This is a genomic window from Bacteroides clarus (assembly GCF_015555825.1).
GTDB lineage: Bacteria > Bacteroidota > Bacteroidia > Bacteroidales > Bacteroidaceae > Bacteroides > Bacteroides clarus.
The window spans coordinates 38,800-51,853 of record NZ_JADNLF010000004.1 but is presented as its reverse complement, the minus strand read 5'-3'; the positions used below and the strand labels follow the sequence as shown (position 1 = coordinate 51,853).

General features: G+C 45.9%; 13 protein-coding genes and 1 pseudogene. 4 read left to right on the top strand and 10 right to left on the bottom strand.

Annotation, left to right across the window (positions count from 1 at the left end):
- Nucleotides 1-376: 376 nt before the first annotated feature.
- From I2F54_RS16310 to I2F54_RS05865, 5 genes and pseudogenes are all read right to left on the bottom strand, one after another.
- Nucleotides 377-814: an acyltransferase family protein gene (locus I2F54_RS16310; RefSeq protein ID WP_195500719.1), complete on the bottom strand. Its 438-nt coding sequence runs from the start codon at nt 812-814 to the stop codon at nt 377-379.
- Nucleotides 815-850: 36 nt separating this feature from the next.
- Nucleotides 851-1,088: pseudogene (locus I2F54_RS05880) on the bottom strand (transposase); the annotation flags it as partial.
- Nucleotides 1,054-1,209, bottom strand: coding sequence for an NAD-dependent epimerase/dehydratase family protein (locus tag I2F54_RS16175; RefSeq protein WP_195500840.1), 156 nt, complete (start codon nt 1,207-1,209; stop codon nt 1,054-1,056). The gene I2F54_RS16175 and the pseudogene I2F54_RS05880, both read right to left, overlap by 35 nt.
- Before the next feature lie 18 nt (nt 1,210-1,227).
- Nucleotides 1,228-2,493 carry a nucleotide sugar dehydrogenase gene (locus I2F54_RS05870; RefSeq protein WP_195500718.1) on the bottom strand — a complete coding sequence of 422 codons (1,266 nt, stop codon included), beginning with the start codon at nt 2,491-2,493 and terminating at the stop codon, nt 1,228-1,230.
- Nucleotides 2,494-2,885: 392 nt separating this feature from the next.
- On the bottom strand, nt 2,886-3,047 hold the full coding sequence (locus I2F54_RS05865; protein ID WP_022218689.1) for a hypothetical protein: 162 nt from the start codon (nt 3,045-3,047) through the stop codon (nt 2,886-2,888).
- A gap of 127 nt (nt 3,048-3,174) precedes the next feature.
- Between I2F54_RS05865 and I2F54_RS05860 the strand changes: the two genes are divergently transcribed.
- Nucleotides 3,175-4,110, top strand: coding sequence for a hypothetical protein (locus tag I2F54_RS05860; RefSeq protein ID WP_195500717.1), 936 nt, complete (start codon nt 3,175-3,177; stop codon nt 4,108-4,110).
- A gap of 31 nt (nt 4,111-4,141) precedes the next feature.
- Complete coding sequence (locus I2F54_RS05855) at nt 4,142-6,142, top strand: bifunctional DNA primase/helicase (protein WP_195500839.1); 2,001 nt, start codon at nt 4,142-4,144, stop codon at nt 6,140-6,142.
- Nucleotides 6,143-6,261: 119 nt separating this feature from the next.
- Here I2F54_RS05855 and I2F54_RS05850 read toward each other — a convergent pair whose 3' ends face one another.
- Nucleotides 6,262-6,486 (bottom strand): DUF4248 domain-containing protein, encoded by a 225-nt coding sequence (locus I2F54_RS05850; protein ID WP_009120718.1) that lies wholly within the window; start codon nt 6,484-6,486, stop codon nt 6,262-6,264.
- 246 nt (nt 6,487-6,732) lie between these two features.
- Here I2F54_RS05850 and I2F54_RS05845 point away from each other — a divergent pair, with 246 nt between their 5' ends.
- Both I2F54_RS05845 and I2F54_RS05840 read left to right on the top strand, forming a co-directional pair.
- The gene (locus tag I2F54_RS05845; protein WP_009120720.1) at nt 6,733-7,233 is read left to right on the top strand and encodes an HU family DNA-binding protein; all 501 of its coding nucleotides are present in this window, start codon (nt 6,733-6,735) and stop codon (nt 7,231-7,233) included.
- Nucleotides 7,234-7,275: 42 nt separating this feature from the next.
- On the top strand, nt 7,276-7,377 hold the full coding sequence (locus I2F54_RS05840; RefSeq protein ID WP_022218693.1) for a smalltalk protein: 102 nt from the start codon (nt 7,276-7,278) through the stop codon (nt 7,375-7,377).
- A gap of 59 nt (nt 7,378-7,436) precedes the next feature.
- On the opposite strand, the gene I2F54_RS05835 is transcribed toward I2F54_RS05840, so the two are convergent.
- The 4 genes from I2F54_RS05835 to I2F54_RS05820 all read right to left on the bottom strand — a co-directional run bounded on the left by I2F54_RS05835 (nt 7,437) and on the right by I2F54_RS05820 (nt 12,856).
- Entirely contained in the window at nt 7,437-8,000 is a 564-nt protein-coding gene (locus tag I2F54_RS05835) for a UpxY family transcription antiterminator (protein WP_009120721.1), read from the bottom strand.
- Between the two features lie 142 nt (nt 8,001-8,142).
- The gene (locus I2F54_RS05830; RefSeq protein ID WP_195500716.1) at nt 8,143-10,557 is read right to left on the bottom strand and encodes a polysaccharide biosynthesis tyrosine autokinase; all 2,415 of its coding nucleotides are present in this window, start codon (nt 10,555-10,557) and stop codon (nt 8,143-8,145) included.
- Between the two features lie 42 nt (nt 10,558-10,599).
- Complete coding sequence (locus tag I2F54_RS05825; protein ID WP_195500715.1) at nt 10,600-11,406, bottom strand: polysaccharide biosynthesis/export family protein; 807 nt, start codon at nt 11,404-11,406, stop codon at nt 10,600-10,602.
- 46 nt (nt 11,407-11,452) lie between these two features.
- Entirely contained in the window at nt 11,453-12,856 is a 1,404-nt protein-coding gene (locus tag I2F54_RS05820; RefSeq protein ID WP_022218696.1) for an undecaprenyl-phosphate glucose phosphotransferase, read from the bottom strand.
- Nucleotides 12,857-13,054 lie beyond the last annotated feature (198 nt).

The window sequence follows — 13,054 nt, the reverse complement described above, 5'->3', positions numbered from 1 at the left end:
ATAATCTAAATTGAAGTATATATATTGCTAACGATTGGGTTTAAATAATTGTAATGTTTTTTTTTACTTTTATGTTAAAATTGAATTTCTGGCAAAGGTTCAGTAGGGTAATAAAAGCAAAAGTTGATACTACAATTTTATAAATATCATCTATGTGATTCCCTGCAAAGTTCCAGTGAGTAGATAATGTAAAAAATGACAAGAGAGAAATGGCATAAACCGATTGTTTGTTTAATAAACGCTCTATGATAGGAAATTTTGCAGTGAAACATCCTAAATAGAAAGCGTAAGTGAATAGAATCAAGTTTGTCTCTGTAATGTTCAGATATACAGATGCTAACGTTAGCAATGTGGTGGGGAGTATCGCAAAAAAATATCATAAAAAATTTGTAGGCTTTAATTTATTGCATATCAGATTGAAGATGCCATAATATACTAAAATGATAAATAGCATTTTGAGAAACCATAAGCCAGGGTATTGTAATATTCTTAATGCTTCTTCGTAAGATAATATTTCCCATTGTTTTTTTAATAAATAAGGATTGATAAATAGCGACCAGGTTATTAGTGGAAGAATAATACTGAGAAACTTCTTTTTCAAATATGTGAAATATTCATATATAGTTTCTATGCTTGTAACTCTTTGGGTAATATATCCGATAATTGCAAAAAAGAGGGGCATGTGAAAACTGTAAATAAATTCAAATGCAGGATTGCTAGTTGGGAAACCATTGAATTGTATCAAGTGTCTCATTACTACGAGGATGATTGCAATACCTCGCATATAATCAATGTAGTTGATTCTTTTAGACATATATTACGTGAGTTTGGGATAAGAGTTAGAATGACTGAGTTTGTTCTTCATTTTTGTCTTAATGCCATGAGCGAGCCTGATGCCATCATCAAACAGGCTGTTGAATAGTTTTTGGGGATGTACCCCTGTCTGCAAAGCCTTCTCCATACAAATCTTTTATCAGGATTATCCAGTCCTTTGGGCTACGGCCATCCACATTAGCTCTTGTAAGGCAAAATATTATTGTCTCTCCTCTGTCATTACAGAGCAGGTGAAGTTTGAAACCATGACACCACCATGTTATCGATGTCTATGATTGTTGTGTATTGTATTTTATGAAGTAATCTATTACATAAGTTACTCCCTATGAATCCTGTGGCACCTGTTACAAGAACTCTTTTTTCAGCTAAATCGATATTGTATCATATCATACTTTAGTCTCTCCTAAAAATATCCCTCGTATAAACCTTTTCTTTCACATCTTCCAAGCAGACATCATATCTATTCGCAATAATCGCATTACTCTGTTTTTTGAACTCATCAAGATTATTCATTACCCGACTGCCAAAAAATGTACTTCCATCTTCCAGCGTCGGTTCATAAATAATAACTTCCGCGCCTTTGGCTTTGATACGTTTCATTACCCCCTGAATAGATGATTGGCGGAAATTATCAGAGTTTGATTTCATCGTCAATCGGTAAACGCCAATCACACAATGTTTCTCTTCTGACGGATTAAAATCGCCCCGATTATAATAATCGTAATAACCAGCTTGATGAAGCACTCTGTCTGCTATGAAATCTTTGCGGGTACGGTTGCTTTCTACAATTGCCTCAATCAGATTTTCAGGGACGTCGCTATAATTAGCTAAAAGCTGTTTGGTGTCTTTGGGCAGGCAATAACCGCCATAGCCGAAAGACGGATTGTTGTATTGTGTACCGATACGAGGGTCGAGGCATACTCCATTGATGATAGCCGCTGTGTCAAGTCCTTTCATTTCGGCATATGTGTCCAGTTCATTAAAATAGCTGACACGTAAGGCAAGATAAGTGTTCGCAAAAAGTTTTACAGCCTCGGCTTCGGTAAGCCCCATGAAAAGAGTATCTATATCTTTCTTTATGGCTCCTTCCTGCAGTAAGGCAGCAAAAGAATGTGCTGCTTTGGTGAGTTGTTCGTTGTCTGTTTTTGTACCTACGATAATACGGCTTGGATATAAGTTGTCATAAAGAGCCTTGCTTTCGCGGAGAAACTCCGGTGAGAATAGTAAGTTTAATTTTTTTATACCTTTTGCTGCATATTTGCTATAAAGTGATTGACAGTATCCTACGGGTATTGTACTCTTAATGATCATCACGGCATTAGGGTTTACTTCCAATACCAAATCTATGACCTCTTCCACATGGCTCGTATCGAAATAATTTTTTACTGGATCATAATTGGTGGGAGCGGCTATTACAACGAAGTCGGCATCTTTGTAGGCAGATGTTCCGTCAAGCGTAGCACGTAAATTCAGATTTTTCTCTTTTAAGAATTGTTCTATATATTCGTCTTGGATAGGTGACTGACGGTTATTTATCAGTTCAACTTTTTCAGGTATTACGTCTACCGCAGTTACTTGATGGTGTTGGCTGAGCAAAGTCGCTATACTTAGTCCGACATAGCCTGTTCCGGCTACTGCAATTTTAATATCCCGTGCCATATTGATTATGTTTTATTTGTTTAAAAGTAATGAGAGGGTGGAATATGCATAAAGAGGTTCATAAAATATTTTTTTGCAAAATATTTTTGAATTCAAATACGCTAGAACTTTTGTTTGGATAGATACGGATGAGTACGCTACGCTTTCGCCCCTCCCAAATCATTGAGCAGGCGAAAGCAATAGTGATTGATAAATGTGCAGCAAAATTACGAATTAACTTGCAATGCTCCAAAGTTTATGAAGAAATTTGAAAGGCATTTTTCTTCATAAACCCATAAAACCTTAGTCTTTCAGCTTAGGAAACAAGAATTTTACCCCTTCCCGATAGATACGCTGTGCGTTTTCCGGTGTCGTGAACTCTTCAAATGCGCTCAGAATGAGCTGGTAACTATCTACCTCATAATTATGGAGCCCTTTTTTATGTCCTCAAGATAGCTTTGCTTCATGTGACAAGTAGAACGGAATGCCTCTCTGGGAATACCAAGTTGTTTCAGTTCTTTTTTGAGGAACGCGCCGAATTCCGGATGGTCGGAAATGAATCTGTTTGATTTCATAATGAAATTGTTTTTAGTTAATTAAATAGAAATGTTTGATATCCGTACCCACTATATGGGTACGGAGAATGTGGGTGCAAAGGTATATCTTTGCGACAGTTTTTTTAATAAATTAAAATAAAATGCGATGAAAGCACATAAAACAACACTTTCCGTACGGGAGCTGCAAAAGACCATCGGACAATGGAAAAGTCGGAAAATCACAGACTCCACCGTTGCGAAACTTTTGGAGTTGCTCTTGGGGATGCCCGCCTATATGAATGAGGATGCGGTCTATCCCGTAGAAAATTTCTATGATATCAGTAAGTCGCTGAAGTTTAAGAACGCACGGTTTCTGGTCGAGGCAGTCCGGCAAAGCGGGGCGTTCGGCATCATACTCGCCGATAATGTGTACGGGATGAGTTCATTCTATTCCTGCCTTTGGAAAGAGAAGGAAAAAACGGATGATCCCGCGGAAACTTTACCGGTAAAATTACCGCAGGGTGATATATATAATATATATACTATACAGGATAATAAGAATAATATATCCTCCGAAAAGATATCTTCCGCGGAAAAAAGTCTGGAGACCGCACGACATTTCTTTCATCTCATCAATGAGAATCCGATACAGAAAGCGCAAGTCTTTACTCCGCTCATCAATCGTTTCCAGCAGGAAGAGGGACTGACACGTGAAGACGCATGCCTCAATCTGGTGTACTTGGTGAATGAGCTGCTGGTACCTTATTTTGCCGGACAGGAACGCTTCATGAAATCCACCTATGCCGGACGCTTATGCTGGCTGAACAACCTGCTGAAATCCGCCGGCGGACAACGAATGCAAAAAGACGCCGCACATGCCGGAAGACAGAGGCGGATACAAAAACTTGCCGATATGCGGAGCGAGCAACGCAATAATCACCCGCTTGGCGAGTTTGAGTGGACGGATAAGGAAAGCGGCCTGCGCTTTTACGACGACCCGCTGGAAGGAGTGGTGAATATACCGGATGAAGCGCCGCCCCGTCCGGGTGCGGGAGCGGAGTGGAATGTGCTGAGCGGAAAATGGGGGAGTGTTGAATTATGAGTTACAGACTATAAATTATGAATATCGGATGATGAAACCTTTTTATTATTTGAGTGATTTTCCTGAGCGTAGAAATGTAGGGAAAAATTTTGTGGCGGAGTGTCCCAAGTGCGGGAAGAAACATCTTTCCATTTCACGAGAGACGGGATTGTATCACTGCTTCTATGCGGGATGCGACTTTCACGGGAGGTTGAAGGATTTTTGGGAAGAACGGCGGGGCACGGTACGGTCGGATGCCGGACATCCGTATTCGGCGGGAGCTTCGCCGGCGGCAAAGCGGAGTTCCGGAAAAGGAGAGCCGGGCGGTATGGCGTTGGCATCGGTCGGCGGGGGAAACGCCGCGTTCGAGGTATCTATGATTCCCGAAGACTACAAGCGGCTGTCGCCTGAGATAATCTCCAAAATCAAACCGCTGACTGACGAACCGGAGACTTCAGACCCTGAACAGCTTGCGGCCCGCCGCTACCTTGCCGATATGGGCATTTCCTTGAAAACCGCTGTCGATGCGCGTATCGGTTGCCTGATGCATCGCTGTTTCGGCGGCAAGGACGGTAAGAGCGGAAAGGGTGAAAAGGATGAAAAGAACGCTGTGGGAATGATGTACCACTGTATCGCCTATGTGAATTACATCAACGGGCAACCCGTCAATGTGAAATACCGCTCGTGCGATGTTTCCGCCTCCGGTTATACCAAGTGCTGGAGCCAAGAGTCGCCCACCACGCCTTGCCCGCCTTACAATATCGACTGCATCAATCCGTTGCGGATTGCCGAAGAGAACGTTCCGCGCCTGATTGTCACCGAAGGTGAACGGGATGTGCTGACCCTGCATGAGGCGGGATATCCGTACGTCATCAGCGTACCCAACGGCGCGGCAAGTGACCTCTCCAAAGGCTTCGAGGCTTTCCGCCCCTGGCTGGACAGGGTGCGGGAACTGGTGATTTGCGGCGACTGCGACCTGCCCGGAAGAACGCTTGTGAAGCATCTTGCCGACTATTTCGGTACGCGTTGCCTGTTCACCGTACTGCCCGGCGGTTGTAAGGATATATCCGACGTGCTTGTGATGTACGGCGCCGGTGTGGTACGTGAGGTTATCGACTCGGCGTGTCCGCATCATACGTCGGACATCATCACGGTAAGTGAGCGTGCGGATGAGATTATGAATGTGTTGAGCGGCAATTACGACCACGGTTACGATGTGGGTTACGGTCCGCTTACCGACCATGTGTTTCATCCCACTGACCAGGGCGGGCTGATAATCGCCACCGGAAAGCCCAATAGCGGCAAGACGGATTTCCTGAATGACCTGACTTGCCGCCTTATGGCCAAGACGGGGCGCTATGTGTGCTATCTCTCCTTCGAGGTGCCCGACAAGAACAAGCACATGGCGAATCTTATCCGCCTGATGCTGGGTAAGGTGAACACGGCGGCATATACCCGTGAACAGTTGCAACCCATCGTCTCTTTTCTGGACGGGCACATGGCGCACCTGGATTTGCACGAGGTTTCGCCCACACCCGCCAACATCATAGAGCGTGCGGAACGGGTGAAACGTGCCGTACCGTTGAAGTATCTCATCATCGACCCGTATCTTTTCATGGAAGTGGAAACCGGACGTTACAATACGGAGACGCAGGCCATCAAAGCCATGCTGACGCAGATGCAGGCGTGGGGACGTACCAACGGAATCTGGGTGATTATCGTGGCGCATCCCCGCAGCCTGAAAAAGCTGAATGGGAAGAACGAACTGGAAGAAATAGACATGTACACCATTTCGGGCAGTGCCAACTGGGCGAACCTGGCCGATTTCATCTTTTCCATCAGCCGCATCGAGCAGCCGGACAGGAGTTATACCCGGCTGGATATGTTGAAAGTACGCGACCAGGATTTGTGCCGGACAGGGAGTGTGCTGTTCGTGAGGCAACCGTGCGGGCGATATGACGAACGGGAATCCGAGGAACAGATAATGACCGAGATGCAAGGGAAAGTGCTGGATAAGGACAGGCTGCCGTGGGTGGGGCTGACAACTCCGTGAGTTTGCTCCCGAAAGGCCGGGAGTTTACTTCCGGAATGCCTTGTGTTTCAGGCTGAAATGCTCGGTGTTTGCCTCTGAAATACCGGGCGTTCGGCTTTTAAACGCTTGGAGTTTTTATGTTACGGTTCTCCCAACGCTTCTACGATGGCGTGCACTTGGATAGGGGTGTAGCATTTGGCGTTGGGGAGTATGCCGGTGGCTGCGAGCTGTTGCCGGAGTCCGGGGTTGAAAGCTATCCAGCGGTTGAGTTTGCGGACGGCGGCTTTGGGTGTGATATAGGGACTGTATAGCATTGCCAGTTCGCTTTTGCTGTAACTGCGGGGAGTGAAAGAGGATTTTTCCATGGCTTTTATGACTTGTTGTATGATGTAAAGTTAATGATAATTAGTGGGTTGTGGAAGAAAAGAGCGTGGTTTATCGCGTCGTAAGGTGTCAAAAACCGCTGAAAAACGCCTTATGGTGTGTGATGATGCGCGAAGGGGCGGATACGGGTGGGCGAAGCGTTATCTTTGCATGGTCAGTCAGGAGAAAGGGCCCCTCGGGACTGAATGATGAATGTTTTACAATTAACAATTAAAAACTGAAGAATTATGGCGACAGCATTGGTAGTGCGTACACAGCGCTACAAAAAGATCGGAGACAAGACTTCTCCGCTGGTGTATACCTTGAAAAGAAAACCGCGTGACGCGAAGATGTATGACTTGAAACGCATCGCGGAAGAAATCGAGGCTTTGGGTGGCATGTCGGCAGAGGATGTGCTGCATGTAGGTAAGGCTATCGTGAGAAACATGCGTGAGAAACTGACCGACGGTAACAGTGTCCGTTTGGATGATTTCGGTATTTTCCGCACTTCGTTTCACTGTGTGGCCACGGAACATCCCAAGGATTGTACGGTGAAAAACATCGATAAGGTGCGGATTAACTTCAAGGTCGCTACGACTTTGAGGCTGGTGAACGATTCGGTTGCCACTACGAAAGGAGCTGCCAACAATGTCTCTTTCGAGCTGGTATCTGCCGATGGAAGCACGGCACCGGGCGGTAATGGCGGCGGTGGAAATACCGGTGGAGAGGAAGAGAATCCGCTGGGATGAGAATGGGTTATAAGTTATGAATTATAAATTAATTGCAAGAAAATGAGTAAAAGTAGAGGAATCTGGGATACGATTTTGAAGGTGGTGATTGCGGTGGCTTCGGCTGTGCTGGGCGTGTTTGGAGCAAATGCGATGACGCTTTAGCGACGGGAATACGTGTAATTGACATGATGCGGAAAAGGCTGTAAGGTGATAAAGTGAAATCATCGTACAGCCTTTTCTTTTTTATCCTTTTTCTCGACAAACCCTATGGGGATGTCTACATGCGCGCATCCCAGCATATCCAGTCGCACGGCTACTTTGCTTTTCCCGTTGACGGTGATGAGCTCTCCTTCAAGGCCGGCAAGGGGGCCTTTTATGACTTTTACGGCATCGCCGGGAGCCAGCGGGACGCTGCACATTTCCACTGCTTCGGGGCTGTAGTCGAGCATGAAGCGGAACTGCGCCATCTGTTCGTCGGGAATGACGGCGGGAGTACTTTCACCGCGCAGCACCATATAGCGGCTGACAGCTTGCAGGCTTAGGGGAAGCGGCCGCTCCTGCGGAGTGACGTGTACGAATATCATCATGGGAATCACCAGCCGGTCGACCCGTTTGCGGCGGTCGCTCCATTGGCGGATTTCGCTCTGAACAGGCAGATAGCACTCGATACCCATGGCGGCAAGCCGTTGCGCGGTTTTTTTCTCGAGGCACGACTGTACATAGGCCACCAGCCATTGGCGGTGAGCTGTGCTGCTTTTTATTTCTATGTGATTCGTATTCTGCATTGTTTTTGTGATCGGTTAGTGTAAAAGGTATGCCCGGCAGCAGCGCTCTACCGCCGCAGCATACCAGCAAACAAACAAAAAATAAGCCCGGAAACGAGAACGGTGTCGCGCGTGCAAGCCCCGGACTTATGGGGTATATATTTTATTTGGTATCGGGGGTGTCACCATAGCCATACCCGTAGCCATATCCGTATTTCTTACCATAGCCATAATACTTGCCATACTTACCGTAACCGTAATAATAGCCGTATTTTTTCTTTGTCATGTCCAGTCCGTTAATGACGGTACATAAGTTAGGCAGGCGTTTATTGTTGTACAACTCATTAATTAGCCGGTAATCGTTCTTGTGTGTATAGTCGGCCCGGCAGACATAAATACTCGCGTCGGCTACACGGGCGATGAGTTGCGTGTCTGTTACCATACCGATGGGAGCCGTGTCGAGCACAATGTAATCGTATTCTTTTTTCAATATATCGATGGCATCTGCCAGAGACTGACGCGCCAGCAGTTCCGTCGGGTTCGGCGGTACGGCTCCGCCCGGCAGTACGCTGAGGTTGGCGGAGATATCGGTAGGGAGTACCATGGAACGCAGGTCTGTATTTTGGGGAGCGGACAGATACTGGGTAATGCCTCGTTCCTTATGAGGAATGTGGAATACTTTGTTCAACCCCGGTTTGCGGATATCCAGTCCGACGATGATTACCTTTTTACCCAAGAGCGCCAGACTGACGGCAAGGTTGGAAGCGATGAACGTTTTCCCTTCACCGCTCATGGTGGAAGTGACAAGGATTACTTTTTTATCCGGGTCGCCCAATATGAAAAGCAGATTGGTGCGTAGACTGCGGAATGTTTCCGCCATGATGTCATTGTCGTTTTCACGGACGGCAATGGTATGGGTGTGTCCGGCTTCCGGTTCTGTGAGGGGAACATCACCGATAATGGGTACATCGGTGAGCTTCTCGACATCGGCACGTCCTTCGATACGGAAACTGAGTAGGTTCAGGAGATAAATGACTCCAACCGGAATACCGAATCCGAGCACGAGGGCTATCATGTAGATTTTTTTGCTTTGAGGAGATATGGGGAAATCATCCGCTATCGCATCGTCAATGATTTTGGCGTTATTGGCGGTGGCGGCCAGCGCGATGTTGTTTTCCTCGCGTTTCTGCAACAGCATGAGATAAAGTCCTGCTTTGATTTCCTGTTGGCGCTGGATGCTGACAAAGCGGCGTTCCTGAGCGGGGGCGTTACTGATGCGTCCGGCGTATTTGCCTGCCTGGCGGTCGAGGTCGGCTTTGGTGATGAGCAATCCCTTGCGCACGCTGGCAATGGTTGTAATGATACCGGCGCGCATGTCCTCTATGTTGCTGTCGAGACGGCGTACAACCGGATTGGTTTCCGAAGAGGTGCGCAACAGGCGGTTGCGTTCCAAAATCAGGGCGTTGTATTGTGCTATGAGTCCGGACAGGGTTTCGTCGTTCAGCCCTACATTGGCAGGGAGAGTGGCGGTTACGTTTTCCGGCTTCCGGATGTATTCGGAGAGATATTGAATCAGGTTGAGTTGCGTGCCGTTTTCCACACAAAGTTTTTCATAGGCGGACTGTTCGCTGATGGCAAGCTGGGCATCGCTGCTGAGGTCGGTAAGCCCCGCTTCGCGCTTGAAGCTTTCCAACTCCTGCTCCGTGGTACCTAACTCCTGATTGATGACGGAGATGCGCTCATCGATGAAACGGGCGGTATTCTGCGCAACTTCGTTTTTGTCGTTGTTGGCGTTCTTGTTATATATTTCTATCAGTTTGTTGATAAAATCCTCACCGCGTTTCTTACTGGTGTTTTTCACCGATACGGTAACGACGGAAGTGGTTTTGCTGGTCGGTTCGATAGACAGGGCTGTCCGGTAACCTTTGGCTACGGATAGGGGATTGACGATGCTTACCTCTATGTTACCGCTGCCCGTGAGGGCTACGGAAGGATTGGACATAAAAGTGAGTGTACCCGCTTCACCGGACAGAACGGCAGGCAGCTCCGTGAAATGTTTGTTGACGGTATTCCCCTTAACAGTTGCCGTTACATCTATCTGACGGTCGGAATTATAGCTGATACTCAGAAGTATCGGCTCGGTAAGGCGTTCGGCATCTTCCGGCAGGAAGTGTACGAGTACCGGAGATGAACCATATAAATCGGTCTTGTTAAATCCGCTTTCACCGGAATAGTTGATATATAAGCCCAGTTCGCTGACTACATCTTTGATGAGCGATTTACTGCGAAGAATTTCGATTTCATTGTCAATGTTTTTAGAAGAAGATATGATGCCGATATCCTCGAAAGCGCTAAGGTCGCTTGCGTTCCCGCCTTTCTTGTCATCCTTAATAATAATGGATGCATTGATGTTATATACAGGAGTGGTGGTTTTCAGATAGAACCAGGCGCATACCAGACAAAGGATGACTGAGGCGATAAACCACGGCCAGCGGATGACATATTTGAAAAGTATAGCCTGCCAGTTGGTCTTTTCTTCTTTTTCTTCGAACAAGTCGTCGTATATTTCTTCTTTCACGTCCGTATTTTTTAATTTTCTGTTTTGGTTTTTCAATTCTCCTTATTTTGTAATCGCGATGATAAGACTCGCCAATGATACCAATGATCCGACAACCGAGAACCAGATTGTGGTACTGGTACTGATATTGGATGTCTTTGCCTTCGTTTTATTGGGAGTGACATACAGAATGTCATTTTGTTGCAGGTAGTAGTAAGGTGATTGCAGTATGTCTTGGTCGTTCAGGTTGAGTGTGATAATCTCCCGTTTTCCGTTATTGTCTTCGCGAATCAGTTTTACATTGTCCCGGATGCCGTAGATAGTCATGTCACCCGCCATGGCAAGAGCTTCGAGGATATTAACTTTCTCGTTGGATATGGTGAAAGTTCCCGGACGACCTACTTCGCCGATAACGGAAATCTTGTAGTTCACCATACGTACGGTAACGATGGGAGTTTCGCGGAATTGGGGTTTGAGTTTGTCTTTGATATATTGTTCGGCCTCTCCTTTGGTAAGCCCTCCCAAATGAATGGTTCCTAATACCGGGAACTCTACATTTCCATCGTTGTCTACAAGATATTGTTGCAATGCGGGTTGGGAAGTAAGGGATTTACTGCCGGTATTGCTTACAGGAGTGGCTACTGTCAGGTTAAAAGGTTCCGCCAATTCGGGTTCTTCGGGACAGCTCACTACAATTGTCAGTAAGTCTTTCGGCATGATACGCGCATCGTACAAACTCATATCGGGAACGTTCGTATTCGCTGTTGCGGTCTGCTGTAAAGCATCCTGCAGGTAAGGTACTTTCTTGTAGCTTTGGCATCCGGTAAGTATTAGCGGAAATAATAAAATAATCAGACTCTTTTTTTTCATGTGTTTATGATTTTTAACTCTCAACTCGCAATTTTCAACTCACTGTTTAATAGGCTTCTTTTTCTCCTTTTACCGCGTTCTTTACGGTTTTGTAGATGATATACAGGTCGAGCATGAAAGTCCAGTGCTCCAGATACCAGATATCTCGTTCTACGCGTCCTTCCATCTGCCACAATTCTTTGGTTTCGCCGCGGAATCCGGTGATTTGGGCCCAACCGGTAATACCGGGTTTGACAAGGTGGCGCACCATATATTTATCAATCAGTTTGGAGTATTCTTCGGTATGTTTCAGCATGTGCGGGCGTGGACCTACTACGGACATGTCACCCAATAGCACATTGATGAACTGGGGGAGTTCGTCGATATTGCTTTTGCGCATAAAATTGCCCAGGCGTGTTTTACGCGGGTCGTTTTTAGTGGCTTGCAGCTTATCACTGTCTTTATTGACGCGCATGGAACGGAACTTATAGCACCAGAATTCTTTACCCTCTTCACCGCTGCGTTTCTGTTTGAAGAAAACAGGTCCGGGAGAGCTGATTTTTATGGCGGTTCCTATAATTATAAAAATAATCGGGAATAGGGTACACAAGAAAAGCAAGGAGAACACAATGTCGAACAGACGTTTGAGCATACGGTTCTCCGGTTGAGCCAACGGTTCCTGACGTATGTACAGGACGGGCACGTTTCCCAACATTTCGAGATGCATGCGTCGCTTTAAATATTTACGTACGTTGGGTACGCTGTAAAAATGCAGAAAATGGTTCTCGCAATAATTGATGATGGGCAGGATTTCCTTGCTATGAGCCGAAGTCAGTCCGCAATATACTTGTTCGATATTGTTGGAGCTGAGGTAGGGGACTACCTGTTCCGGGACACCCAGATACGGGAGATGCTCCGGATAAAGATAGGAAGGGCTTTCCGCGAAATAGCCGACTACCCGATAACCGGAAGTCGGATCGCCGGTCATTTCATGGTGAAGCTCCACCATGTTGCTGCCGTCACCTACCAGTATGGCTGTACGGGAGTTTCCGCCGGAACGGCGATATAATTTCAGGATATGTCTGAATGCCAGCCTGTAAATAATCAGACACGCTAAAAACGATATATAGAATAGCGTGAAAAAACGGGCCGAGAGCGTTCCGAAATCCGCAAGGCTGATTAAGCTGATATATACAAAAGCATGGAAAAAAGTACTGCGGATGGCGCGCATGATAATACGATCGGGACGTACGATGCGCTGGTGCAGGATGATGCCTTTGGAATAGTTACATACAATGTATACTAAATTCAAGAGAACCAGCAGTTGAGGCAGAGAATTGCTGAATGTAGCTCCAAGCGTATTACTGTCCAATGTATGATATAACACTATAAAAATAGCGTTAAGTATACATAAATCGCCTGCGATGATGATGCATTTGATAATTCTGTTGAAACGTAAAACCTGTCTCATACCTTCTGTAATGTCCTGTCATTCAATTTATTTTGGTGGATAAAATGAATGATTTTGCTGTATATTTGTTCTATTTGTTTGTCTTTTCTCCTACTTACAAGGTAGTGGAAAAAAGAAATCCCTTACTTACAAGGTAAGAGAATCTCTTCTCATGGCGACAAAGATAGAAAAAAAATCACCAATACAAATAAATAAATT